General features: G+C 69.2%; 20 protein-coding genes. 10 read left to right on the top strand and 10 right to left on the bottom strand.

Features of this window, described 5'->3' with window-relative positions:
• Positions 1-182: 182 nt before the first annotated feature.
• Positions 183-1,124: an acyl-CoA thioesterase gene (locus tag IE173_RS10315; protein WP_229842045.1), complete on the bottom strand. Its 942-nt coding sequence runs from the start codon at positions 1,122-1,124 to the stop codon at positions 183-185.
• A 31-nt stretch (positions 1,125-1,155) separates the two neighbouring features.
• On the opposite strand from IE173_RS10315, the gene IE173_RS10320 reads away from it, so the two are divergent.
• The 4 genes from IE173_RS10320 to IE173_RS10335 all read left to right on the top strand — a co-directional run bounded on the left by IE173_RS10320 (position 1,156) and on the right by IE173_RS10335 (position 4,585).
• Positions 1,156-2,442, top strand: coding sequence for a DUF4032 domain-containing protein (locus tag IE173_RS10320; RefSeq protein WP_191283413.1), 1,287 nt, complete (start codon positions 1,156-1,158; stop codon positions 2,440-2,442).
• Between the two features lie 61 nt (positions 2,443-2,503).
• The gene (locus tag IE173_RS10325; RefSeq protein WP_229842046.1) at positions 2,504-3,121 is read left to right on the top strand and encodes a TetR/AcrR family transcriptional regulator; all 618 of its coding nucleotides are present in this window, start codon (positions 2,504-2,506) and stop codon (positions 3,119-3,121) included.
• A 31-nt stretch (positions 3,122-3,152) separates the two neighbouring features.
• On the top strand, positions 3,153-3,782 hold the full coding sequence (locus IE173_RS10330; protein WP_191283414.1) for a class I SAM-dependent methyltransferase: 630 nt from the start codon (positions 3,153-3,155) through the stop codon (positions 3,780-3,782).
• The gene (locus tag IE173_RS10335; protein ID WP_191283415.1) at positions 3,782-4,585 is read left to right on the top strand and encodes a phosphotransferase family protein; all 804 of its coding nucleotides are present in this window, start codon (positions 3,782-3,784) and stop codon (positions 4,583-4,585) included. The genes IE173_RS10330 and IE173_RS10335 overlap by 1 nt, the downstream gene beginning before the upstream one ends.
• A gap of 9 nt (positions 4,586-4,594) precedes the next feature.
• On the opposite strand, the gene IE173_RS10340 is transcribed toward IE173_RS10335, so the two are convergent.
• On the bottom strand, positions 4,595-5,254 hold the full coding sequence (locus tag IE173_RS10340) for a class I SAM-dependent methyltransferase (RefSeq protein WP_191283416.1): 660 nt from the start codon (positions 5,252-5,254) through the stop codon (positions 4,595-4,597).
• Positions 5,255-5,485: 231 nt separating this feature from the next.
• Here IE173_RS10340 and IE173_RS10345 point away from each other — a divergent pair, with 231 nt between their 5' ends.
• Entirely contained in the window at positions 5,486-7,714 is a 2,229-nt protein-coding gene (locus tag IE173_RS10345; protein WP_191283417.1) for an MMPL family transporter, read from the top strand.
• 9 nt (positions 7,715-7,723) lie between these two features.
• On the opposite strand, the gene IE173_RS10350 is transcribed toward IE173_RS10345, so the two are convergent.
• Positions 7,724-9,016, bottom strand: coding sequence for a dihydrolipoamide acetyltransferase family protein (locus IE173_RS10350; protein ID WP_191283418.1), 1,293 nt, complete (start codon positions 9,014-9,016; stop codon positions 7,724-7,726).
• Positions 9,016-11,232 (bottom strand): alpha-ketoacid dehydrogenase subunit alpha/beta, encoded by a 2,217-nt coding sequence (locus tag IE173_RS10355; protein ID WP_191283419.1) that lies wholly within the window; start codon positions 11,230-11,232, stop codon positions 9,016-9,018. Before IE173_RS10355 ends, IE173_RS10350 begins: the two co-directional genes overlap by 1 nt.
• A 93-nt stretch (positions 11,233-11,325) precedes the next feature.
• Between IE173_RS10355 and IE173_RS10360 the strand changes: the two genes are divergently transcribed.
• From IE173_RS10360 to IE173_RS10375, 4 genes are read left to right on the top strand one after another with little or no spacing between them, the layout of a single operon-like run.
• Positions 11,326-11,853, top strand: coding sequence for a VOC family protein (locus IE173_RS10360; protein WP_191283420.1), 528 nt, complete (start codon positions 11,326-11,328; stop codon positions 11,851-11,853).
• A complete protein-coding gene (locus IE173_RS10365; RefSeq protein WP_191283421.1) occupies positions 11,850-12,557 on the top strand; it encodes a GntR family transcriptional regulator in 708 nt (235 codons plus the stop codon). Before IE173_RS10360 ends, IE173_RS10365 begins: the two co-directional genes overlap by 4 nt.
• Complete coding sequence (locus IE173_RS10370; RefSeq protein WP_191283422.1) at positions 12,523-13,899, top strand: NADP-dependent succinic semialdehyde dehydrogenase; 1,377 nt, start codon at positions 12,523-12,525, stop codon at positions 13,897-13,899. Before IE173_RS10365 ends, IE173_RS10370 begins: the two co-directional genes overlap by 35 nt.
• Positions 13,896-14,792, top strand: coding sequence for an NAD(P)-dependent oxidoreductase (locus tag IE173_RS10375; protein ID WP_229842048.1), 897 nt, complete (start codon positions 13,896-13,898; stop codon positions 14,790-14,792). The genes IE173_RS10370 and IE173_RS10375 overlap by 4 nt, the downstream gene beginning before the upstream one ends.
• Before the next feature lie 15 nt (positions 14,793-14,807).
• On the opposite strand, the gene IE173_RS10380 is transcribed toward IE173_RS10375, so the two are convergent.
• Both IE173_RS10380 and IE173_RS10385 read right to left on the bottom strand, forming a co-directional pair.
• Complete coding sequence (locus IE173_RS10380) at positions 14,808-15,515, bottom strand: SDR family NAD(P)-dependent oxidoreductase (RefSeq protein ID WP_191283423.1); 708 nt, start codon at positions 15,513-15,515, stop codon at positions 14,808-14,810.
• 35 nt (positions 15,516-15,550) lie between these two features.
• Positions 15,551-16,939 carry a M24 family metallopeptidase gene (locus IE173_RS10385; protein WP_191283424.1) on the bottom strand — a complete coding sequence of 463 codons (1,389 nt, stop codon included), beginning with the start codon at positions 16,937-16,939 and terminating at the stop codon, positions 15,551-15,553.
• Between the two features lie 140 nt (positions 16,940-17,079).
• Between IE173_RS10385 and IE173_RS10390 the strand changes: the two genes are divergently transcribed.
• Positions 17,080-17,793 (top strand): helix-turn-helix domain-containing protein, encoded by a 714-nt coding sequence (locus IE173_RS10390; RefSeq protein ID WP_191283425.1) that lies wholly within the window; start codon positions 17,080-17,082, stop codon positions 17,791-17,793.
• Between the two features lie 14 nt (positions 17,794-17,807).
• On the opposite strand, the gene IE173_RS10395 is transcribed toward IE173_RS10390, so the two are convergent.
• Genes IE173_RS10395 through IE173_RS10410 form a run of 4 tightly spaced genes read right to left on the bottom strand, consistent with a single transcriptional unit; the run spans position 17,808 to position 23,957 of the window.
• A complete protein-coding gene (locus tag IE173_RS10395) occupies positions 17,808-20,288 on the bottom strand; it encodes an ATP-binding cassette domain-containing protein (protein WP_191283426.1) in 2,481 nt (826 codons plus the stop codon).
• A gap of 47 nt (positions 20,289-20,335) precedes the next feature.
• Positions 20,336-21,517 carry a substrate-binding domain-containing protein gene (locus tag IE173_RS10400; protein WP_191283427.1) on the bottom strand — a complete coding sequence of 394 codons (1,182 nt, stop codon included), beginning with the start codon at positions 21,515-21,517 and terminating at the stop codon, positions 20,336-20,338.
• Positions 21,514-22,602, bottom strand: a complete 1,089-nt coding sequence (locus tag IE173_RS10405; protein WP_191283429.1) for an ABC transporter permease — start codon at positions 22,600-22,602, stop codon at positions 21,514-21,516. The genes IE173_RS10400 and IE173_RS10405 overlap by 4 nt, the downstream gene beginning before the upstream one ends.
• Positions 22,575-23,957, bottom strand: coding sequence for an amidohydrolase family protein (locus IE173_RS10410; RefSeq protein ID WP_191283430.1), 1,383 nt, complete (start codon positions 23,955-23,957; stop codon positions 22,575-22,577). The genes IE173_RS10405 and IE173_RS10410 overlap by 28 nt, the downstream gene beginning before the upstream one ends.
• Between the last annotated feature and the right edge of the window lie 58 nt (positions 23,958-24,015).

Raw genomic sequence — 24,015 nt, forward strand, 5'->3', positions numbered from 1 at the left:
GTCGCCCAGGAACTCAACGGCCGACCACGCAAAACGCTCGGCTGGAATACCCCAGCCGAGCGTCTGCGTGATCTACTGACAACCACATAGGCCATCACGTGTTGCGAGGACCCTTAGAAACCGCCGAGAGGAGGCGGGGCCGTTTCGCGTGTACGGGGATCTGCCGCGGCTGGAGCCGTGACTCAGGATTCGGGGAGCGGGGAGAGCCGGGAGCGCGCCGCGATGAGGTCGACGGCATACGCGTCGAGCCGCCGATCTTCGTCGCTCACCAGTTCGAGGGGGCGCACCGGGAGCGCCCGGCCGTCGTCACCGGGGTCGACGAAGATGCTCATGCACTGGGTGGTCGCGGCGAGACCCTGAGGGTCGGTCGCCGGGCCCGACCGCACGTGCACGGCGACGTGCAGGCTGTGCGGCCCGGTGTGGATGAGCCGGGCGTCGAGTTCGACGAGGTGGCCGATGCGGATCGGCCGGAAAAAGTGGATGCCGCCCGAGTAGACGGCGACCGCCCGATCCGATGACCAGCTCGCCGCGCAGGCGAAGGCCGTCTCTTCGATCCAGCGCATGACGGTGCCGCCGTGGGCGTTGCCGCCGAAGTTGGTGACGGCGGGTTGCGCGAGAAACCGGAACGTCGTGCGCGGCGTCGTGCCGGCATCCGTGTACTCCTGGGCGAGCATCGCGTCCCGGATCTCGCGGCGGGCCTCGAGCCGCCCCGCGGCGTTCTCGTGCAGCAGCCGTTCCTCGTCGGTGCGCGGCGTCCACGCCGGCACCGCGCGCGGCCTGCCGTCGCCATCCACGGCGACGAAGACCAGGATGCAGTGCGTCGCCCGCGTGTACACCCGGGTCTGCACATCCGCCGCCTCGATCTCGACGAGCACCTGCATGCTCGATCGGCCGGTGTGGATGACGCGCGCGTGCGCCTGGATCAGGTCGCCGACCGCGATCGGCCGGGTGAAGTGCACGTTGCCGACGTAGGCGGTGACGCAATAGCCGGCCGACCAGCCGACCGCGCAGGCGTAGCCCGCCTGATCGATCCACTCCAGCACGCTGCCCGCGGCGACGATCTCGCCTCCGACGTTGGAATCCTGAGGCATGGCGAGAAAGCGCAGGGTGATCCGATCGTCCACGCCCCCAGGATGGCAGCTCTAGGCTCGTCGCGTGCCCTCCTCCGCCCTGTCGATCACGTCGGCCGTTCCCGACCCGGCCCTGCTCGACCTGCCGTGGGACCTGCCGCTCGAGCTCTGGCCCGACGAGACGATCGCGGCGCTGCCGAAGGGCATCTCGCGCCACCTGGTGCGTTTCGTGCGGTTCGGCGAGCACGTGCTGGCGATCAAGGAGACGACCGAGGAGATGGCGAAGCGGGAGTACGACCTGCTGCGCACCCTCAACCGTCTCGACATGCCGTGCGTCGAACCGATCGCGGTCATCACCAACCGCTCGGCCGCCGACGGCGAGGTGCTCGCTCCCGTGCTGGTCACCCGGCACCTGCGGTTCTCGCTCCCCTACCGCGCGATCTACTCGCAGTCGCTGCGCCCCGACACGGCGACGCGGCTCGTCGATGCGCTCGCGGTGCTGCTCGCCCGTCTGCATGTCGCCGGATTCTTCTGGGGTGACGTGTCACTGTCGAACACACTGTTCCGCCGCGATGCCGGATCGTTCGCGGCCTACCTCGTCGACGCCGAGACGGGAAAGCTCTACGACTCGGCGCTGAGCGACGGGCAGCGCGACCAGGACCTGGAGATCGGCCGCGTCAACATCGCCGGCGAACTGCTCGACCTCCAGGCCGGCGGCAAACTCGACGAGGATGTCGACCCGGTGACGGTCGCCGATCGCATCGTCGCGTCGTACCGCGAACTGTGGACCGAGCTCACCGCCTCCGAGTCGTTCCCCGAGAGCGAGCGCTGGCGCATCGCCCGCCGCGTCGAACGGCTCAACGACCTCGGTTTCGACATCGAAGAGCTCAGCATCAGCCGCGACGAGACGGGCGCGCGGGTGCTCATCCAGCCGAAGGTGGTGGATGCCGGCCACCACTCGCGCCGGCTGCTGCGGCTCACCGGGCTCGACGCCGGCGAGAACCAGGCGCGGCGCCTGCTCAACGACCTCGACGCGTACCGGATGTCGGGCGACCGCACGACGCGAGACGAGGAGACCGTCGCGCACGAGTGGCTCGCGAGGGTGTTCGAGCCCGTCGTGCGGGCGATTCCGCGCGAACTGCGCGGCAAGCTCGAGCCCGCCGAGGTGTTCCACCAGCTGCTCGAACACCGCTGGTATCGCTCGCAGGACGAGAAGCGCAACGTCCCCCTCGCCGAAGCACTCACCTCCTACATCGAGACCGTGCTGCGCCACCGCCGCGACGAGATGACCGTCGTCGGGCCGCCGACGGGCGCGATCGGCACGATCACCGGGCCGAATCAGGTCGTCGAGGATTGGCGCGACAAGGTCTGATTGTTTACTTGCTCATAGACAAATCCCTAAGTACACTCACAAGTTAACCTAGGGAGCCATCGTGTCGCAGATCGCGTCGGAGCGTCCATCGCGCCTCCCTCGAGCGGAACGGCGGGAGCAGATTCTCGCGGCGGCGACGACGGCATTTGCCCGCACCGGGTTCGCGGGTACCGGGCTGGACGAGATCGCTTCGCAGGCTGGAGTGACCCGGGTGATTCTCTACCGGCACTTCGACTCGAAGACCGAGCTGTATCAGGCGGCTCTGGATCGCTTCTGCGCAGTGCTCGGCGATCATGTATCCAAGCCGGTCGGCGGCTTCACCGACACCAGCATCGACGGGCTACTGAGCGCTGCAGCCGCCGAGCCAGACGGCTTCCGGCTGCTGTTCGTGCATGCCGCCCGGGAGCCCGAGTTCGAAGCGCTTGCCCAGCGTTTCCGTTCCAACATCACCCGAACGGCTCATCTGCAAATCTCAAAGGTCATCAGCGACCGGGCGTGGGCGCGCTGGGCGGCACAGTTGGCCCCGACGGTGGCAATCGAGGCGATTGTCGCCTGGCTCGACGTCGGACAGCCAGACCCGGACCTTGCCCCCGACCGCGTGCGGCACGTCATCGCGGGAGTCATCGCGGCTGCCTCTGCTGCCGCCGAGCACGCCGACTCCCTGCCACCGACCGCTTGACCCCGCACATCCACCACCGCCGGAGGAGTTCGTGACCGGAGCCAGCGATCAGACGTCCAAGGTTCTGCGGGCTTGGGAGCGGAGCGCCCCGACCTATGACCGAAAGATCACCTCGTTCGAGAAGGGGCCGTTCCGCGGTGGCCGGGAGTGGATCGGGGAACGGGCCAGCGGGCGAGTCCTGGATGTCGCGACAGGCACGGGCCGCAACTTTCCACACTTCCCCCCGAGTGCCACGGTGACGGGAATCGACCTGAGCCCCGCCATGCTGAGTGTCGCCCGGCAGCGCGCCGCCGACCTTGGCCGTGATGTCGATCTGACGCACGGGGATGCCGAGCACTTGCCATTTAGCGACGACTCGTTCGACACAGTGGTGTGTGCCCTCTCGCTGTGCACCATCCCGGACCAGGTCGCAGCCATTGGCGAGATGAAACGAGTCCTGGTCCCCGGTGGACGGCTCTTGCTCATCGATCACATCGGAAGCAGCTGGCCCCCGATCTTTGCTTGGCAATGGCTGTTGGAGCAGGTCACCGTCCGCGTCGTCGGGGAACACTTCACGCGACGCCCGCTGAAGCTGGTGGAGTCTGCCGGGTTCGAGATCGTCGAAGTCGAGCGACTCAAGGCGGGCACCATCGAGCGAGTCCACGCCCGCAAGCTCTCATGATGATCGGGCCCAAGCTCGGGGCGGGCCGCGAGGCCGAAGTGTTTGCCTGGGGCCGCGACGCGGTCGTGAAACTCTATCGACCCGGATTCCGCGGCCACGAGGCGGAAGCCGCCGCGTTGCGTCATCTTGAAGGTCACGGGGTCGCTCCGAGCTTGATCCAGGTTGTGGACCACGACCGACGGCGCGGTCTGGTCCTCGAGCGCCTCGACGGGTCCAACATGCTCACCCTGCTCCAGCGACAGCCTTGGCGCCTCCCGAACCTCGCAAGACACCTTGCCCGGGCACACCTTCGCATCCACGCAATCGAGGCACCAGAAGACCTTCCCGACCTCCGCGACGTCTTGGCAACGCGCATCCATCGGGCGCCGATGCCCTCGAAGCTGCGCGAGTTCGCCCTGCGCGAGCTCAGTACGTTGCCACGAGGCGACCGACTCGCTCATGGTGACTTTCACCCCGGGAACCTGCTGGTCGCCCGCGATGAGGTCACGGTGATCGACTGGGTCGGCGCCACTCGCGGCGCGCCGGAGGCCGACCATGCGCGCACGTTGCTATTGCTGCGGTGGGCCGACCCCTTGCCGGGAACGCCGCCTCTGGCGCGTGGTCTCATGGCCACTGGTCGGTCGGCCTTCGCTCGCGCCTACGCGGGTTACTACCGGAACGGCAAGTCGCGACCCGCGATGCAGCTCTCCTCGTGGCTGACCGTCGTCGTCGCTGCCCGCATGAGCGAAGGCATCGAGGCTGAGCATCGCAAGCTGCTCAGCCTGCTCGAAGCAGCGCGGCGTCGCGAGGGGCGGGGCGCGTGACAGCGCGAGTCAGTCCGACAATGGGCGAGATTGAGTGACACGGGTAATGCGTCGCGGGAGTGCCCCTTCCTCGTCAGTCGCGATCTCTTCCAGATGCCAACCGGCCGCAACATCGCGAATCAGGGCGTCGTCGAAGAAGTGCACCGCGTAGCCGTCCGTCTCGTAGATGTTGTCGCCATGGTCGAGACCGACACCAAAATGCGCATCGCCGGTGTTGCGGACTGTGTACACGAACACGCCGCCGGGGATGATCACACGGCGGACCTCCTGGGCGATTGCGAGGATCGCGGCCGTCGAGAGGTCCATGCACAACAACAGGTGCGCGTAGGCAGCGTCGAAACTCTCATCGGGAAAGGGAAGGGGTCTTCGCACGTCATGCGCCATCGTCGTGATACGCGACCCCAATCCCGCGTCCGCCGCCGCGGTTCGGATGGCGTGCAGCCCACTCGGGCTGTAGTCCAGCGCCAGAACGTCGAAGCCTTCGCTGGCCAGGTGCAGGGTGTCGCGACCGTGCCCCGACCCAAGTTCGAGTACCCGCCCAGCACCGCCTCGGGAGAATCGGGTCGCGGCGTAGATCGCGGTGGCCGATGACTCTTCCCCGAACAGGCGAGGCTTGCGCTGATAGACGCTTTCCCAGTGCTCGTGTTGGGCGTCTCGTTCATCAGTCATGACGCCATCATTTCGCAGCTCCCGGGGACTAGGAGTCGGAGGGACCCGACGAGTAGATGTGTACTTGCCTGTGGACACTCTCGTTTGTACACTTGCTCGTAAACTAAAGGAGCAAACGGTGGCGTGGACCTCGATTTCATGCATGACGGAATCCCCCGAGAGACAGGGGAGAGCCGCGACCCGAAGTAGTGTCGCTTCCAGACTTCACTCGCGTCCACCCGGAGCCCACCAATGACCCGCACCGACCGGCCCGCCGGCGCCCTGGGGCGCATCGCCGAGGCCTCGGCCCGCCATCCGTTCCGCACGCTCACGGCGTGGGTCGTCATCCTCGGCAGCGCGATCGCTCTTGCCTTCGTCGGCGTCACGGGAGAAGGACTCTTCGACCGCCTCGGCAGCGACGGCGGCTCCTGGTCGAACGGCGAGAGCGAGGAGGCCGACCTCCTGCTCGAAGGCACCGATGCCGAGTCGGTCACGCTGCTGGTGTACGGCGTCGACCTCGCCGACTCCGGCGTGACCGATCCGGTCGCCGACCTCGGCGACCGGATCGCCGAGATCCCGGGTGCCTCGCTGCTGAACCCGCTGCTCCTGCCGACGCTTCCCGACGACAAGCCCGACCCGCGGGTGGCGGCCCTCTTCGCCGACGACGGCGACGGTGCGTTGTTCGTCGCCTCGGTGTCGACGACGCAGCACGAGGGCGACTTCGGCGCGACGATCGATCTGGTCACCGAGGAGCTCCGCGTCGCCGCCGCCGAGATCCGCGACGCCGTGCCGGGTGCGATCGCCGAGGTCGGCAGCTCGGAACTGCTCGTCGAGTCGATCATCCAGACCTCGGAGAGCGACCTGCAACGGGGTGAGGCCGTCGCGCTCCCCATCGCGCTGCTGGTGATGCTCGTCGTGTTCGGCGGCTTCCTCGCCGCCGGCATCCCGCTCATCGGAGCGATCGTGTCGATCGTCGGCGGGCTCGGCGCGCTGTTCGGGTTCACCTACCTGCTGGATGTCAACACGACGGTCGTCAACGTCGTGACGGCCGTGGGGTTGGGGCTCTCGATCGACTACGGCCTGCTGATCGTCTCGCGGTTCCGCGAGGAGTACCGGCACCCCGACGACGCCGGGGCGCGCACCCGCGCGCACCGCATCGCGGCGATCGTTCGCACCGCGGGCAGCGCCGGACGCACCGTCGCCTACTCCGGAACGACGTTCGCGATCGCGGGTCTCGGCCTGCTGTTCTTCGAGCCCGCCATCGTCAAAGCGATCGGGCTCGGCGCCATCGCCGTCACGGTCATCTCCATCGCCTCGGCCCTCACCCTCGTCCCCGCGCTGCTCGAGCTCGGCGGGGAACGGCTCGTGCGGCCCGGTGCGCTCACCCGCATCCCGGGGGTCGGGCGTCTGCTCACCCGATTCGGCGACATCGCCCCCGACGAGGGCTTCTTCTCGAAGCTCACCCGGCGCCTGCAGCGGCATCCCGCGATCGTGACCCTGGGCGCCTTCGCGGTGCTGCTGATCCTCGCGACCCCCGTGCTCTCCCTCCGGCTCGCCAACACCGCCGTCGACTCGACCCCGGCATCCTCGGAGCAGTACCCCTTCGTCACCACCCTGACCGAGCAGTTCCCGCACGCCGCCGACCCCCGGGTGTCGATCGTCACCCGATCGGAGGACGACGCACTCACCTGGTCGGCGGAGGTGGAACGGCTCGACCATGTGGAGTCGGTCGGCACCCCGGTCGCCGTCAACGACGTCTGGCAGACGCCGGTCATCGTCGAGAGCAAGACCGGCGGTTCCGTCGTGCGGGCGATTCGGGCCGATGCTCCCGACTTCGCGCACTGGGTCACCGGCGCGGATGCGCGCACCGTCGACTTCTCCAACTCGCTCGCGAGCGGCATCCCGGCGGCAGCCCTGGTGATCGCGTTCGGCACCGTGCTGCTGCTGTTCCTGATGACCGGCTCGCTCGTCATCCCGCTCAAGGCGCTCCTGGCGAGCGCCCTCTCGCTCGGGGCGTCGATCGGCCTGCTGGTGTGGGGGTTCCAGGAGGGCGCGTTCGCCGGGCTCATGGGGTTCGATCCCGATCAGGTCTACGGCGTCGACACCCTCGTGGTGCTGCTGACCTTCGTCTTCGGGTTCGGCCTCGCGATGGACTACGAGATGTTCATCCTGTCCCGCATCACCGACCAGAAGAATGCCGGGGCTTCCGACTCCGAGGCGATCGCGCTCGGTTTGCAGCACTCGGGACGCATCATCACCTCGGCAGCACTCATCATCATCGTCGTGTTCGCCGGCTTCGCGACGGGTGACCTGATGATCATCAAGCAGCTCGGGGTGGCTCTCGCCTTCGCGGTGCTGCTCGACGCGACGCTCGTGCGGTGCATCCTCGTTCCGGCATTCATGACCTGGCAACGCCGCATCATGTGGTGGGCGCCGCGCCCGCTGAAACGCCTCCACGCCCGGTTCGGGCTGCGCGACTGACCTCGCGGGTCAGAGCAACGCCGAGACGGGGTTCTCGATCCGCCGCACGAACGCCGTCATCCACTCGGCCGCGACGGCCCCGTCGATCACCCGGTGGTCGGCCGAGAGGGTGACCGTCATCACCGTGCCGACGGCCAGCACCCCGTCGTCGACGACCGGCTGCTGCTTCGCGGCCGACACGGCGAGGATGCCGGACTGCGGGGGGTTGAGGATCGCCGAGAAGTCGTCGACGCCGTACATGCCGAGGTTGGACACCGAGAAGCTGCCGCCCTCGAGTTCGTGCTGCTGCAGTCTGCCCGCGCGCGCACGTTCGGCGAGTTCGGCGACCGCCGCGCTCACGTCGACGAGCGACAGGCTGTCGACGCCGCGGAGCACGGGGGTCAGCAACCCGCCCTCGACCGCGACCGCCACCGCGATGTCGGCTCCGGTGAAGCGCAGGATGTGGTCGCCGCCCCAGATGGCGTTGGCGGCGGGTACGTCGACGAGCGCTCCCGCGACGGCCTTGAGCACGAAGTCGTTGACGCTCACCTTGCGCGGGGCGGCCTCGTTGACCTGCGCCCGGAGGGCGAGCAGGCGATCGACGCGGCAGTGCGCGGTGACGTAGAAGTGCGGAACCGTCGTCTTGCTCTCGGTCAGGCGACGGGCGATCGCCTTGCGCATCCCGGTGAGCTTCTCGGGGGTACCGGCCGCCGCGGTCGCGGGGGTCGGCGGCGGCGCGGAGCTCGGCGCCGTCGCCACGGGCGCTGTCGCGGCAGCAGCCGGGATGCCGTCGAGGTCGCGCCGCACGATGCGACCGCCCGGACCGGTGCCGGTCAGGGCGGCGAGGTCGATGCCGCGCTCCCGCGCGAGGCGTCGCACGATCGGGCTCGCGACGAGACGCGCGGCGGATGCCCCCGACGGAGGCGACGCCACCGATACCTCCGTCGGGGGGGTCGCCACGACCGCGGGCGCGACGGCTTCGGCCGAGGCGGGTTCGGCCGCGGCTGGTTCGGCGGGCTCGAGCCGTTCGGGTGCGGCGGCGCCGGCGGCGGTCAGCGCTGGGCCGATCGCATCCTCGCCTTCGCCGGCGGCGAGGATGACCGCGATCGGCGCGCCGACCTCGATGCTGTCGCCTTCGTCGACGAGCAGCCGCCCGACGGTGCCCGCCACCTCGGTGGCGTATTCGACGACGGCCTTCTCGGTCTCGATCTCGGCGAGCAGGTCACCGACGGCGAGCTGCTGCCCGGGCTTGGCGATCCAGGTCTGGATGGCGGCTTCCGTCACTCCGGCGAGCGCGGCCGGCATCCGCACGACGCTCGCCATCAGCGACTCCCCATCCCGGTGCGCACCCGTTCGAGGCCGGCGACGACCTCCTCTGTGCGGGCGATCGCGGCGCGCTCCAGCACCCTCGAGATGCTCGGGCTCGCTTCGCTGCCGGTGACGCGCTGCACGGGCTGGTCGAGCCAGTCGAACAGCCGCCGCTGGATCTCGTCGGCGAGCCAGCCGCCGTACGAGGTGCCCTGCGCGCCCTGCTCGACGATCAGCACGGCGTTGGTCTTCTTGACGCTCGCCTCGATCGTCGCCCAGTCCAGCGACGCGCGGTCGAGCCAGCGCAGGTCGATGAGTTCCGCGTCGATGCCGGTCTGCTCGATCGCCTCGAGCGAATGTCCCACCATCGACAGGTAGGAGATGACCGTGACGTCGGACCCTTCCCGCCGGATCGCCGCAGTGCCCGGCGGGATGATGTAGTCGAGGTCGCCCTCGGGGATCGTGTCGGCGGCGCCGTAGAGGTCGACGTGCTCGATCACCAGCACCGGATCCTGAAGCGCGAGCGCCGCGTTCATCAGCCCGACGTAGTCGGCCGCCGACGACGGCGCGACGATCCGCCACCCCGGAGCCGTGGCGAAGATGCCGGCCGGATCCATGAGGTGCTGCGATCCGTAGCCCGAGCCCATCGCGACCTTCGTGCGCAGCACGAGCGGCACGGGGTTGTCGCCGCCGAACATGTGCCGCGCCTTGCCGATCTGGTTGAACACCTGATCCGCGGCGACCCACATGAAGTCGGGATACATGAACTCCACCACCGGCCGGAAGCGCCCATCGAGCGCGAGACCGCCGGCGAGGCCCGTGAACGCGTTCTCGCTGATCGGGGTGCCGAGCACCCGCCCCTCCCCCGGGGTGTCGGCTCCGTACTTCTTCGCGAGACCCTTCGTCGCGCCGTTCGTGCCGCCGTTCAAGCGGTGTACATCCTCGCCCATGACCACGATGCGGGGATCCTGCTCCATGCGTCGGTCCATCACTCCGGCGACGGCATCAACGAACTTCACGTCGGTCCACGCGCCGATGTATCGCGCGGGTTCGAGCGCGCGCAGCGCCTCGAGCTCGCTGCCGTCGCCGCGGATGCCGACATCGACGAACCCCGGGTCGGGCCAGAGCTCCGGGCGGATGCGACGCTTGCCGGGGTTCTCGGGGTCGGCCTCGACGAGTTCGCCGGTGACCTCGGCCATGACCGCCTGCACGGATTCGCGGAGCGCGAGCGAGGTCGCCTCGTCGAGCAGGCCGAGTTTCGTCATCTCGGTCGCGACGCGCTCGAGCGGGTCACGCGCGCGCCAGGACGCCTCCTCCTCTTTCGTGCGGTAACCGAAGGCACTGCCCGGGTACGGGCCGTTCTGGTGGAAGAAGCGGTAGACCTCGGCCTCGATGACCGCCGGGCCCTCGCCGGCACGCATCCGTTCGGCCGCCTCCTCCATCGCCAGGTGGACGGCGAGCGGGTCCATGCCGTCGACCCGCCAGCCCGGGATGCCGAAGCCCTGCCCGCGCACCGACAGCCGGGTGTCGGCGGTGATCTCCGACACGTGGGTGGAGACGCCGTACAGGTTGTTCTCGATGAAGAACGCGACCGGCAGCTTCCAGGTCGCGGCGAGGTTCATCGACTCGAGCACCGAGCCGATCTGACTCGCCCCGTCGCCGAAGTAGTTGATCGTGAGGTCGCTCGAACCGCCGGCCGGCGTGCTGTGCTTCTGCGCCCATGCGTTACCCGCCGCCATCGCGGCGCCGCCTCCGACGATCGCGTTGGTGCCGAGTGCTCCGGCTTCGAACCACTGCAGGTGCATCGAGCCGCCGCGACCGCGGCAGTAGCCCTCGGCCAGGCCGAGGATCTCGGCGAGCGTGCGCCGCAGCACCGTGCGGATGTCGGGGGTGACGAGGTTTCCGAGGTCGAGCCGGCCGCCGCTGACGTGCGTGATGGCCTTGGCGAGGAACTGGTGATGCCCGCGGTGCGACCCGTTGACGGCATCCGTCGAGCGCAGCCCGACGATCGACCCGACCGCGCCCCCTTCCTGCCCGATGCTCGAGTGAGCCGGCCCGTGCACGAGGCTCTCGGCAGCGAGTTCGAGCACCGTCTCTTCGAACGCGCGGATGAGGTGGAGCTGGCCGAGCATCGTCGCCAGCAGTTCGGGATCAGCGGCCTTCCAGTCGGCCGCCGTGGTGGAGAGTTCGACCCAGGGCGTTCCGGTCTGCAAACTCCGTCGTTTCGGCATGAGGGGATGCTAGACCGGATTGAATCCAATCGCAATCCTCGATCCACTGAAATGGGGTGTCGATGGCGGTTTGGGCGTGTTATTGTATCCAACATGCCGAGGATGCCGGGGCTGCGCGGGGCCGAACACATCGGCTTCACCGTGCCCGACCTCGACGAGGCGGAGCGTTTCCTCGTCGACGTGCTCGGGGCCGAGAAGGTCTATTCGCTCGGCCCGTTCGAGCGCGACGACGACTGGATGCGTGAGCACCTGGGGGTGCACCCGCGCACCGTCATGCGCGAGCTGCGCTTCTTCCGCCTCGGTCACGGGCCGAACCTCGAGGTGTTCCAGTACGAGGCCGCCGACGGCCAGAACCCGCAGCCCCGCAACAGCGACATCGGCGGCCACCACCTCGCCCTCTACGTCGACGACCTGGATGCCGCGGTCGCGCACCTGCGGGCACACGGTGTCGAGACGATGGGCGAGCCGACGGCGAGCCGGGGTGCGAGCGAGGGTCAACGCTGGGTGTACTTCCGCGCGCCGTGGGGGATGCAGTTCGAACTCGTCAGCTTTCCCGGCGGCAAGGCCTACGAAGAGACCGCGGAGGTTCGGTTGTGGCATCCCGCGCACCCGGCAGAATGAGGCGTGTGACCGAGCTCTCCGCCCACGGAGCCGCCGGGGCACGAATCGCCACCGAACTGCGCGATGCGATCCTCAGCGGTGAGTACGCCCCCGGCGCGCGCATCCGTCAGGAGGACCTCGCCGAGCGATCCGGCGCGAGTCGCGTTCCGGTGCGCGAAGCGCTGCGGATCCTCGAATCCGAAGGGCTGCTGACCCTCGTCGCGAACACGGGCGCCTGGGTCACCCGCCTCACGCTCGCCGACTGCGAAGAGCTGTACCGCATCCGCGAACGCCTCGAACCGCTGCTTCTCACCTACAGCGTGCCCGCCCTCTCGCCCGCCGAGATCGACCGCTTCGCCGAGCTCGCCGAAGCCATGGAGAACGCCGACGACGTGGAGGAGTTCCTGCGTCTCGACCGCGAATTCCATCTCGGCAGCTACTCCGGCGCCGAGACCGCGGTGCTCGGAGATCTCGTGCTCGCCCTCTGGAACCGCACCCAGCACTACCGGCGCGCCTTCACCCGGGTGTTCCGAGCGGAGGGCGACCGGAGCGTGCACCACGATCACCAGTTGCTCGTCGCGGCGTTCCGGCGCGGCGACACCGAGGAAGCCGAACGCATCCTCACCGCCCACATCCGCCGCACCCGCCTGGAACTCGCGCGGCATCCCGAACTGTTCAGTGAGGAACCTCATGGCCATCGCAACCCTCAACCCCGCCACCGGTGAGACCGAGAAGACGTTCGACCCGCACACCCCGGCGGAGGTCGAGCGGCGCCTGACGCTCGCGGCCGCGGCGTTCGAAACCCTGAAGGGCACGACGTTCGCCCAGCGCGGGGAGTGGATGCGGGCGGCCGCCGACCTCCTCGATGCCGACCTCGAGCCGCTCGCCGAGATCCTCACCCGCGAGATGGGCAAGCCGATCGGCGCCGCACGCGCCGAGGTGGCGAAGTGCGCGAAGGGCATGCGGTTCTACGCCGAGCATGCCGAGGCCTTCCTCGCCGACGAGCCGCTCGCCGACCCGTCGAGCGTCGGAGCCGCACGCGCGGTGGCCCGCTACCAGCCGCTCGGGGTGATCCTCGCTGTCATGCCGTGGAACTACCCGCTGTGGCAGGTCGTCCGCTTCGCGGCCCCTGCCCTGATGGCCGGCAACACGGGCGTGCTCAAGCACGCATCCAATGTTCCGCAGGCGGCGCTCTACCTCGACACGTTGTACGAACGCGGCGGGTTCCCGCCCGGCGCCTTCACGACCCTGCTGATCGGGTCTACCGAGGTCGCCGCCGTCATCGAGGACCCGCGCGTGCGCGCCGTCACCCTCACCGGTTCCGAGCCGGCGGGCCGCTCGGTCGCGTCGATCGCGGCCGCACAGGTGAAGAAGTCGGTGCTCGAACTCGGCGGTTCCGACCCGTTCATCGTCATGCCCAGTGCCGACCTCGACGCCGCGATCGCCACCGCCGTGACCGCTCGCACCATCAACAACGGGCAGTCCTGCATCTCCGCGAAACGGTTCATCGTCCACGACGCCGTCTACGACACCTTCCTCGCCGGCTTCACCGCGGCGATGGCTGCCCTCCGCATCGGCAATCCGCTCGACGAAGACACCCAGGTGGGTCCGATCGCGACCTCGTCGGGCCGCGACGAACTCGCTGAACTCGTCGAGGACGCACGAGCCAAGGGCGCCGACATCCTCACCGGAGGCACCGTTCCCGACGGGCCGGGATGGTTCTACCCGCCGACCGTCGTCGCCGGCGTCACCCCGGCCATGCGCCTGCACCTGGAGGAGACCTTCGGGCCGGTCGCGACCGTCTACCGCGTGAAGGATGCCGACGAGGCGATCCGGCTGGCGAACGTCACCGACTTCGGGTTGTCGTCGAGCGTGTGGACGACCGACGCTGCGGAGCGTGAGCGGTTCGAGCGCGAGATCGAGGCGGGGGCGGTCTTCGTCAACGGGATGACGATCTCCTACCCGGAGCTGCCGTTCGGCGGCATCAAGAACTCCGGATTCGGCCGGGAACTGGCGGCCGCCGGCATCCGCGAATTCTGCAACCTGAAGACCGTGTGGGAGGCATGATGTCGCTCGGCGCGGGGGAGCAGATCGGGTTCCTCGGCCTCGGCACGATGGGGCGCGAGATGGCGGGGCGCCTCGTCGCCGCCGGCCACGACGTCGTCATCTGGAACCGATCCCCCGAACCCGTCGCGCAACTCGTGGCTGCGGGCGCGTCCGCGGCGGACTCCCCCGCGGACGCCCTCGCCGCCCCGATCTCGTTCTCGATGCTCGCCAACGACGCGGCGGCCGACGAGGTGCTCTCGGCGGCCCACCTCGCGGGCGAACCCGGGCGCCTGCACGTGGCGATGGCCTCGCTCAGCCCGGCTGCCGCCGAGCAGCTGGCGGAGCGGCACGCCGAGGCGGGCGTCGCCTACCTCGCCGCCCCCGTGCTCGGGCGCTTCACCGTCGCGGCCGCGGGCGAACTCAACATCATCGCGGCGGGAGCCGCCGCCGACCTCGAACGCGCCGCCCCGTTCTTCGAGATCCTGGGCAAGCGGGTCTGGACGGTCGGCACCGAGCCGCGCATCGCCAACGTCGTCAAGGCCGCCGTCAACTACACGATCATCCACGCGCTGCAGGCGATCGGCGAGTCGGTCGCCCTGGTCGAGGCCAACGACGTCGATGCCGGCCTCTTCACCGAGCTGCTCTCCTCGACCCTCTTCCCCGGACCGGTCTACTCCGGATACGGCGCGATCATCGCCGAGCGCCGCTACCGGCCACCGGGATTCACCATGGCACTCGGATCGAAGGATCTGGGTCTCGCCGAAGCGATCGCCGCCGAGGCGGGCCTCCGGCTGCCGACCGCGCCCGTGCTGCGCCGCGTCTTCGACGCCGCGCTGGCCTCCGAAGACCTGGGCGACGTCGACTGGTCGGGCATCGCCGAGATCACCCGTCAGGGCAGGTTCCCCGCAGCTTGAGCGATCCCCGCCGGCTCAGGTCAGGCGCCATCCTCGGTCGATGTGCAGGCTCTCGCCGGAGATCCCCCGGTTGCGCAGCAGGAACAGGGTGGCATCCACGATGTCGGCCATCGTCGCCAGCTCGCCGCCCGGCGTGCGCGCGGTGTACTGATCGAGAACGCCCGCCGGCTTGCTCGCCCAGAACGGACTGTCGCCGATGATGCCCGGGTGGAGGGCGTTGACCCGGATGGGTGCGAGTTCGAGGGCGAGCGTGCGGGTCATGCCCTCGACGCCGCCGTTGATCGACGACACGGTCGTCGACCCCGGGTAGGGCGCGTCTTTCGCCCGGCCACCGAAGAGCACGATGCCGGTATCGCGCGTGGCCTCCATCCGGTCGAGCAGGGTGTGCACGGTCTCGGTGTAGCCGACCATCTTGAGGGTGACGAGGCGGCGGGCTTTCGCGATGTCGTAGTCGCGGATGGTGTTCGCGTCGCGTTCGATCGCCGCCAGCACCAGGCCGTGCACCGCCCCGATGCCCGCCAATTGCCCGGCGATCGACTCGGGCTCGGAGATGTCGAGGGCGACACCCTCCGCGTTCGGGCCGAGGCTCGCCGCGATCTCCTTCGTGCGGGTCGCGTCGCGGCCGGTGATGACGACGCGGTCGCCGTCGGCGACGACGGCGCGAGCGATCTCGAGGCCGATGCCCGAGGTGCCGCCGGCGACGACGATCGTGCGGGGTGCCATGGTGTCTCCTTCGGGCTCGTCGTCGGACGAGCCGGTCACGGGTGGGTCTCGCCGCGCCCTTCCGGCGTGTTGAGATGGGATTGCGCATCGCGGATCATCGGCAGTTCGCCGTTGACCGTGAAGTACCGCTTGCCGGCGACGATGAGGTCTTCGGCCGGGAACTTGGTGATGACCTCGCAGCCGTCGGCGGTCACGACGAGTTCCTCCTCGATCCGCGCGGCGCCCCAGCCATCCGCCGACGGCCAGTAGGTCTCGAGGGCGAACACCATCCCTTCCTCGAGCACTTCGGGGTGATCCAGCGACACGAGTCGGCTGAAGATCGGCTTCTCCCAGATCGAGAGCCCGATGCCGTGCCCGTACTGCAGGGCGAATGCCGCCTCTTCGTCGGCGAAGCCGAACTCCTGAGCGGTCGGCCAGACCTTGACGATGTCGGCCGTCGTGGCTCCGGGCTTCACCAGTGCGATCGCCCAGTCCATGTACTCCCGCGCCCGCTTGTACGCGTCACGCTGCGCGTTCGAGGCGGAGCCGACCGCGAAGGTGCGGTAGTAGCACGTGCGGTAGCCGTTGAAGGAATGCAGGATGTCGAAGAACGCCGGGTCGCCCGGCCGGATGAGCCGGTCGGAGAAGACGTGCGGATGCGGCGAGCAGCGCTCGCCGGAGATCGCGTTGACGCCTTCGACGTATTCCGAACCCAGGTCGTAGAGGGTCTTCGCGACCAGTCCGACGGCTTCGTTCTCGCGCACACCCGGCTTGAGGAACCGATACAGCTCGTCGTACGCCGCATCCACCATCGACGCCGCCTGCGTGAGCAGCCGGATCTCGTCGCCGGTCTTCACCCGGCGGGCTTCCATGAACACCTGCTGGGCGTCGACGACGGTGATGCCGACCTTCTGCAACGCGAAGAGGATGGGCAGCTCGATCACATCCACGCCGAGCGGCTGATCGGCCAGCCCGAACTTCTCCAGCTCGCGCTTGATCTTCGCCGCGACACCCTCGGCGATCTCGGCATCGGGGTGGAACGCGCCGCGCAGCGTCGAGATCCCCGCCCGTGCCCCGCTCTCGAGGCGCGGACGGGTCGCCCCGTGGTGCGGGGCGTGCGGGTCGGCGTCGGCCTCCGCGGTCGTCGCGTCGAGCCACGGGTTGTAGAGCTGGTGGTGTCGGGCTGCCGAGCCGAAGTCCCAGGAGATCGGGTCGGTGTTACGCGTCAGCAGGGCGAACCGGATGAGCTTGTCCATCGCCCAGGTGCCGATGTGCGTCGCGGTCATGTAGCGGATGTTCGAGAAGTCGAACGCGAGCACGGCCCCGAGGTCGCTGCGATCCAGCTCCGCTTTCAACCGCGCGAGCCGCTCGCGACGCAGTCGATCGAAATCGATCCGCTGTTCCCAATCCACGGCGTTGGTGCCGGTGGTTCCGGTGTCCTTCATCGAATCCTCCGTTGTGCGTCTCGAGCGACGCGATGGCATGTGTAGGTCGGGCGGATGAGTGTAAAGTGCAGGTGAACAGTCGTTCCCACTGACCGATCGGGTCGGCGGGTAGCATCGGCTGACCACGATGGAGGGGCTCGATGACCACGGAGATCGGAGCGCGACTTCGCGATGCACGGCTGCAGCGCGGCCTGAGCCTTCGCAGCGTCGCGCAAGAGCTCGGCGTGTCGGCATCCCTCGTCTCGCAGGTCGAGACGGGCAAGACCCAGCCCTCGGTCTCGACGTTGTACGCGCTCGTCAACCACCTCGGCGTCTCGATGGACGAGCTGCTCGGCGTCGGAGTTCCGGCCGCTGAACAGGTCGAGGCCACGGGCGGCCCCGTGTTCGGGCACGCCGGCGAGATCCTGCCCGCGATTCAGCGGGCGGGAGAGAACCCCGTGCTCGAGATGGAGAACGGGGTGCGCTGGGAACGCCTGGCGATCGGCGAAGGCGGTCCGGCCGACGCGCTTCTGGTCACCTACGCCCCGGGGGCGACGAGCTCGATCGAGGGGAAGCTCATGCGCCACTCGGGAGTCGAGTACGCCTACCTCCTCGAGGGTGAACTGACCCTCCAGCTCGACTTCGACACTCACGTGCTGCACCCGGGCGACTCGCTGCAGTTCGACTCGGTGCGCCCGCACCTGTACTCCAACACCGGCAGCGTGCCCGCCCGCGGCGTGTGGTTCGTCGTCGGGCGTCGCCACCAGAATCAGTCGATGCCCTCGCCCGTCGGCGCCACGTCCGAGAGCCGGGAGGAGCCGCCGCTCAACTCCGCGGTCGACGTGCTCCAGGCCATGGACCGCCTGCGTAGCTGACCATCCCCCGCGCATCAGTGCTCCGCCGCGGGTCGACGTCGCCGGGCGATGAGGGGCAGCACGGCGGCGAACAAGACGAAGGCGCCCTGCAACCAGTACTGCCACGACAGGCTCAGCCCGAGGTAGCTGAGGGAGTTCGTGATGACCTGCAGCAATAGCCCCGCGGCCGCGACGGCGAGTGCCGATCCCGAGCCGCCGAAGATGCTGGCGCCGGCGATCACAATGGCCGTCACCGAGGTCAGCGTGAGCGCCTGAGCGGTGTTCGCATCCCCGATGCCGGTGCGGCTGTAGAGCACGAGTCCGGCGACTGCGGCGAGCACACCCGCGGCGATCGTCGCGAACAGCCGCATGCGTGAGACGTCGACCCCCATCCGGTTCGCCTTCACCGGGTCGGACCCCGCGGCCCGCAACCCCCGGCCGAGGCGCGTGCGCTGCACGACGAACCAGGTCAGCACCGCGATGCCGAGGGCGACGGCCAGCACGAGGGGGACGCCGCCGATCGTCGTGCCGATCGCGGTCATGATGTCGGCACTCGCCGACCCGCCGGGCATGGGCCGCAGCACCTGCGCGGTGCCGACGACCGCGATCGACGTCACGAGCGTCGCGATGACGGGGGGAATCGACAGTCGGGTCACCAGGAGGCCGTTGACGAGGCCGACGACGAGTCCGGCCGTCAGCGCGAGCAGCACCCCGAGCGCGAAGTAGGCCGGCCCGCCCTGCCCGAAGAAGGACAGCACCACGGCCGAGAGGGCGACCACGGATCCGACGCTGAGATCGATGCCCCCGGTCATCACGACGAGCAGCTGGGCCAGGCCGACCAGGATGATGACGGCTGCGGCCGCGAGCAGCTGGCTGAGATTGAGCGGCGTGAGGAACGCCGACGACACGAATGTGGTCGCCGTGGCGAGCACGATGGTCAGGGCGACGAGTACTCCCGCCTGAAGTTCGCCGCGCAGCATCCCTCCCGAGCGGCGGCGCCGCGGCACCGCGCTGACCGCCGTCACCGACCCGGTCGCCGTCGAGCGCACCGCCGTGCCCGTGATGGACCGCTCGTTGACCTCGTCGCCGCTGAGGTTGCCCATCACTTCGCCGCGGGAGAAGACGAGAACCCGATCGCACAGCCCCTCGAGTTCGACCGCGTCGGTGCTGAGCACGACGACGGCGACTCCGGACTCGGCCAGTCCGCGCAGGAAGGCGTAGATCTCGACCCGCGCTCCGGCATCGACGCCCTGGGTCGGGTCTTCGACGAGCAGCACCTTCGGCTCGCTCAAGCGTGCGCGGGCGAGCAGCACCTTCTGCTGGTTGCCGCCGGAGAGGGAGGCGACGGGCGTCTCGAGGGTCGGGGTCTTGACCGACAGGCCGGCGATCGCCTCCCGCGTCTTGCGGTACTCGCGTGGTCGATCGACGAAGCCGGTCGGCATCACGTTGTCGAGCGAAGGCGAGACGGCGTTCTCGCGCACCGACATCTTGCCGAACATCGCTTCACCGAGCCGGTCGCCCGGCAGGAACGCCACCCCGGCACGCGTCGCCGCACGGTAGGACCGCACGGAGCTCTCACGCCCGCCGACCAGGACCCGCCCTGAGGTGGCTCCCCGGCCTCCGATGGCGCGCAGTGCCTCGCGTTGACCGTTTCCTTCGACGCCCGCGAAGCCGATGATCTGCCCGGGAAGAACCGAGAACGACAGATTCGAGAACCCGGCCCCCGACAGTTCGAGCACCTCGAGCACCGGCTCGGCGCCCGCAGCGACGGATGCCTTCTCGGGGAAGGTCGTCTCGAGAGAACGTCCGACGATGAGTTCGACGATCTTGTCCTCATCGAAGTCGGACACCTTGCCGCGACCGACGACCTTGCCGTCGCGGAGCACCGTCAGCTCCTCGGCGATCTCGACGACCTCGGGGATGCGGTGGGTGATGTAGACGATCGCGACGTCGCGGGCGAGCAGCTCCTGGATGCGCGCGAACAGCCAGCGCGTCTCTTCCGGGCCGAGCGCCTCGGTCGGTTCGTCGAGGACGAGCACGTCGGGGTGCGACGCGAGCGCGGCGGCGATCTCGATGAGGTGCGCCTCGCGCAGGGTCAGCGCCCCGACGGTCGCGTTCGGGTCGATCTCGAGACCGAGCCGCTCGAAGTGCGCCGTCAGCCAGGCCGCCGCACCCCGACGGGCCGGGCGCTTCGACTCGGGGAGCAGCAACAGCACCGCGTCGACGACGCTCAGCGAGGGTGCGAGCGCGGGAACCTGATAGACGATCGCGAGCCCGCGCTCGCGAGCCACCCGCGGTTGGATGCGGGTGAATTCTTCGCCGGCGAGGCCGATCGTGCCCGAATCAGGCACGACCGACCCCGCCGCGATTCCGACGAGTGTCGACTTCCCCGCGCCGTTCTCGCCCAGGATCGCGTGAACCTTTCCACGCGCCACGGCGACGGTCACATCGCTCAGGGCACGCACACCCGGATAGGTCTTGGTGATCCCGGAGAGAACGAGAGCCGGTTGGGTCATCGTCGGAGTTCCTTTCATTTCAGCTGGGTGTGGTCAGCCGACCGCGATCACCCGAAGAGGGCGGCGATCTCGTCAGCCGTCAGCAGCGACGAGGGCGTCGCGTCAGCCGGGGCGTCGGGCAGGCAGGCCTCGTCGGGATGCACGGATCCATCCGTGGCTCCCGTCGAGTCCTCGTAGAGCGAGAACTGGAAGATCGACGGCTCCGGGTCGGAGCCTCCGGTGAACGCGGCCAGCGCCTTGCGGAGCGCGACGCGACCGTTCCAGGTGCGCGAGGTGACCGTGGCGAGCTCGTAGCTCGGGTTGGTCTCCTTGAGAGCGGCGAACCCGCAGGACAGCGAGTTGTCGTCGGTCGAGGTGATCGGCGGGAGCGGAAGGCCGGCGGCCTCGTACGCCCGGATGACACCCGACGCCACGGCGCCGTAGTCGGCGATCACCGCATCGATGTCGGGGTACTGCGAGAGCAGCCCCGCCATCGCCTGCTGCGCCTGCGCCGGGTCCCAGTTGGTGACGACCGGCTCGGGGGTGAGCAGGGTGATCTGCGGGTTGTCCGCGAACACCTCGGTGATGCCTTCGAACTCCTGCACCGACACGAGGGCGCCGGCCGGCCCGCCGAGGAACACGACGTTGCCGCCCTCGTCGCCGAGCAGCTCGACGACCCACTCCGCCCACGCCGCTCCGGATGCCGCGGCATCCTGGTCGGTGTAGTCGAGGTAGTCGACGCCGCGCTCGCCCTGCGGGTCGGAGGCGAAGTTGACGACGATCGAGCCGGCCTGCGTGGCCTGCCGGATCGCGGGCAGGTGCGCCTCACCGGGACCGGCATCCGGGATCACCAGGATGATGTCGGTGCCCTTCGAGGCCAGGCTGGTGATGCCGGAGGTCGTCGCCTCGAGGTCACCGCGACCGGCGACGAACTCGACACCGGTGATCGCCGGGCACTTCGCCGCTTCGCTCTCGATCTCGGCGAGGACGGTCTTCGACCAGGAGTTGGTGCCGTAGCCGTCGACGACGCCGACCGAGATCTCGCCCTCCTCGGGGCAGATGTCGGCGATGTCGGCGAACTGGTCGACCGTGCCGACCGAGCCGGCCGCGATGTCGGCCTCGAGGTTGTTGCCCGTACCGTCGCCGCTGCTGGAGTTGGTGGACGAACAGCCGGCGAGCACGAGCGCGCCCAGGGTGACGGCTCCGATCACCGCCGCCCGGATCGAATGATGCTTGCTGATGTGATTCACTGCACACTCCTCGTTGAGTCATCGGGTGATGAGTTGGGTTGTGTTGCACGCCTCTGCACGAGGCCGCGAAGCCTCGCCGAGGAGCCGCCCAGCTGAAGCTGGGCGACGATCCCGACGCCGATGATGAGCGCCTGGACGATGTTCTGCACGGCGGTCGCCTGCGTGAAGGTCTGCACGAGCTGGCTGAGTTGCGCGAGGAACAGCGCACCGAGAGCCGTACCGACGAGGCTTCCGCGACCCCCGGTGAGCGCGGTTCCGCCGAGTACGACGGCCGCGATCGAGGGGAGCAGATAGACGTTGCCCGCGGTGAGGATCGGCTGGCGCAGCAAGCCCGCGAGGAGCACGCCGCCGATCGCCGCGAGGAAGGTTGCGAGGCCGTAGGCCGAGATCACGTAGGCCTTGACCGGGATGCCGATCACCTCGGCGCTGCGCGGGTTCTCGCCCACGAGTTCGAACCGACGCCCGAGCCGGGTCAGCTTCAGCACGGCCTGCACGACGATGACCAGCACGACCGCGATCACGGCGAGCACGGGGACGCCGCCGACCCGATCGAGCGCGAAGTCGGAGAGGGCTTCGGGTGCCTGCGCCGCGAAGCCGCCCGAGACCGCGTACACCGCACCGACCAGGAGCGCGTTGCTCGCGATGGTGACCACGAGCGGTGGAAGGCCGAAGACGGCGATGACGACACCGCTGAGCACGCCGAACAGCGTGGTGCCGAGGACGGCGATCACGACCGCGAGCGGCAACCCGATGGCCGGGTCGGATCCGAACTTCGCCGCGATGAACGCCGCAAGAGTCACGGCGCCCGGGATCGACAGGTCGAGACCGCCCTGCTGGATCACCAGGGTCTGCCCGACCGCGATGATCGCGGTGAGCGCGGCGAAGGGGAGCATCGACACGATCGCCGTCGGGCCCACGCTTCCGATCGCGATGAGCGGGCTCACCAGGAACAGTGCCAGCACGGCGATGAGGGCGCGCGTGCTCGGCCACGAGAGCACGAGCGCGGGCAGCGGTCGGCGATCCAGCACGGTGGATGCCTGCGGGGGCACGCCGTTCATCAGCCCGCGGCCAGCACGGGATGCCATCCGCCGCCGAGTTCGGCTTCGGGCATCTCGCCGACGATGTAGTCGCGCGAGGCCGTCGCCATCGCACGGAGCTTGGCGTAGTCGACCCCGACGAGGCGGCCGTCCTTCTTCACCTGCGTGCCGGCGACCCAGACGTCGCGCACCAGCCCCGGGTGGGCGTTGTAGACGACGGCACCGAACGGGTTGTTCATCGGCGTCATCGCGAGCGACTGGTCGTCGAGCACGACGATGTCGGCCGCCTTGCCCACCTCGAGGGATCCGGTCACGTCGCCGAGCCCGGCAGCGTTCGCGCCGTCGAGCGTCGCGAACTGCAGCACCTCGGCGCAGGTGAGGCCGATGCGCTCGATGACCTCGCCCGTCTCGACGGCGGGTGCGTTGTCGAGCGCGCGCTGCATGCCCAGGGCGGTGCGCATCGTGCCGAACATGTGGCCGCCGTTGCTGCTGCAGACGTCGATCGAGAAGGTCGGGCGGATGCCGTGCTTCAGCAGCCGTCCCGTCGCGGGGTAGCCGTGTCCCATCTGCATCTCGACGTCGGGCGACACCGAGGCGGTGCCGCCGGAGTCGGCGATCAGCTGCAGTTCGTCGTCGCCGAGTGTGCAGCAGTGCACGTAGGTGATGCGATCGGAGAGCTGCCCGTCGGCCTTCATCTTGCGGATCGGGCCCGACTTGCCCCAGTACCCGTCTCCGACGTGGATCGTGACGCGCAGGTCGAGTTCGTCGGCGAGACGGAAGTCGTGGGCGTTGACCTCAGGCGTCGTGAACTGCGGTCCGCGGAGCGCGAGCGCCATCGTCACGAGACCGGTGTTGTCGCTGAAGTAGCGGTCGCGCACCCGTCGGGCGTCTTCGGCGGGGTGGTTGTTCGGCGACGGCAGCGGCGCCCCCCACTGCTTCGACCCGCCTCCGTGGGCGAAGACGGCACGCATGCCGGTGTCGGTGAGCGCCTGAACGGCGGCGTCGGCGTGCTCCGGAGTCGCGAGGTTGTGCGACCAGTCGACGAGGGTCGTGATGCCGGAGTCGAGGGCCTCGAGTGCGCCGAGGTAGTTGCCGGCGTAGGTGTCTTCGGGGCGGTAGTACTTGCTCAGCCCGGTGTGCAGCCCCGCGAGGTACTCGGTGAGCGACCAGTCGGAGGCGACGTTGCGCACGACGGACTGCCAGGTGTGCCGGTGGGTGTCGACGAAGCCCGGGAGCACGATGCGTCCGGTGACGTCGATGATCTCGGCGTCCGCGACGGCGAGATCATGGCCGATCGCGGCGACCTTCCCGTCGTCGATCAGCAGGTCGGCTCCCTCGAGGGATTCGCCGGGGGTGGCGGAGGTGATGATGATGCCGCCACGAAGCAGTGTGCGCTTGCTCATGTCGAGAGTTGACTCCTGGTTCGGGTGACGGCACTGTCACGTTCCGCGCCGTCGTGGG

The sequence above is a fragment of the Pseudolysinimonas yzui genome (assembly GCF_014653215.1).
Classification (GTDB): domain Bacteria; phylum Actinomycetota; class Actinomycetes; order Actinomycetales; family Microbacteriaceae; genus Pseudolysinimonas_A; species Pseudolysinimonas_A yzui.

What these genes read in the sequence shown, in the direction of transcription:
- IE173_RS10390 (WP_191283425.1), top strand. Translation starts at nt 17,080, where the DNA reads ATGACCACGGAGATCGGAGCGCGACTTCGCGATGCACGGCTGCAGCGC.
- IE173_RS10360 (WP_191283420.1), top strand. Translation starts at nt 11,326, where the DNA reads ATGCCGAGGATGCCGGGGCTGCGCGGGGCCGAACACATCGGCTTCACC.
- IE173_RS10380 (WP_191283423.1), bottom strand. Translation starts at nt 15,515, where the DNA reads ATGGCACCCCGCACGATCGTCGTCGCCGGCGGCACCTCGGGCATCGGC.
- IE173_RS10405 (WP_191283429.1), bottom strand. Translation starts at nt 22,602, where the DNA reads ATGGCATCCCGTGCTGGCCGCGGGCTGATGAACGGCGTGCCCCCGCAG.
- IE173_RS10385 (WP_191283424.1), bottom strand. Translation starts at nt 16,939, where the DNA reads ATGAAGGACACCGGAACCACCGGCACCAACGCCGTGGATTGGGAACAG.
- IE173_RS10370 (WP_191283422.1), top strand. Translation starts at nt 12,523, where the DNA reads ATGGCCATCGCAACCCTCAACCCCGCCACCGGTGAGACCGAGAAGACG.
- IE173_RS10335 (WP_191283415.1), top strand. Translation starts at nt 3,782, where the DNA reads ATGATCGGGCCCAAGCTCGGGGCGGGCCGCGAGGCCGAAGTGTTTGCC.
- IE173_RS10365 (WP_191283421.1), top strand. Translation starts at nt 11,850, where the DNA reads ATGAGGCGTGTGACCGAGCTCTCCGCCCACGGAGCCGCCGGGGCACGA.
- IE173_RS10395 (WP_191283426.1), bottom strand. Translation starts at nt 20,288, where the DNA reads ATGACCCAACCGGCTCTCGTTCTCTCCGGGATCACCAAGACCTATCCG.
- IE173_RS10350 (WP_191283418.1), bottom strand. Translation starts at nt 9,016, where the DNA reads ATGGCGAGCGTCGTGCGGATGCCGGCCGCGCTCGCCGGAGTGACGGAA.
- IE173_RS10410 (WP_191283430.1), bottom strand. Translation starts at nt 23,957, where the DNA reads ATGAGCAAGCGCACACTGCTTCGTGGCGGCATCATCATCACCTCCGCC.
- IE173_RS10375 (WP_229842048.1), top strand. Translation starts at nt 13,896, where the DNA reads ATGATGTCGCTCGGCGCGGGGGAGCAGATCGGGTTCCTCGGCCTCGGC.
- IE173_RS10340 (WP_191283416.1), bottom strand. Translation starts at nt 5,254, where the DNA reads ATGACTGATGAACGAGACGCCCAACACGAGCACTGGGAAAGCGTCTAT.
- IE173_RS10355 (WP_191283419.1), bottom strand. Translation starts at nt 11,232, where the DNA reads ATGCCGAAACGACGGAGTTTGCAGACCGGAACGCCCTGGGTCGAACTC.
- IE173_RS10345 (WP_191283417.1), top strand. Translation starts at nt 5,486, where the DNA reads ATGACCCGCACCGACCGGCCCGCCGGCGCCCTGGGGCGCATCGCCGAG.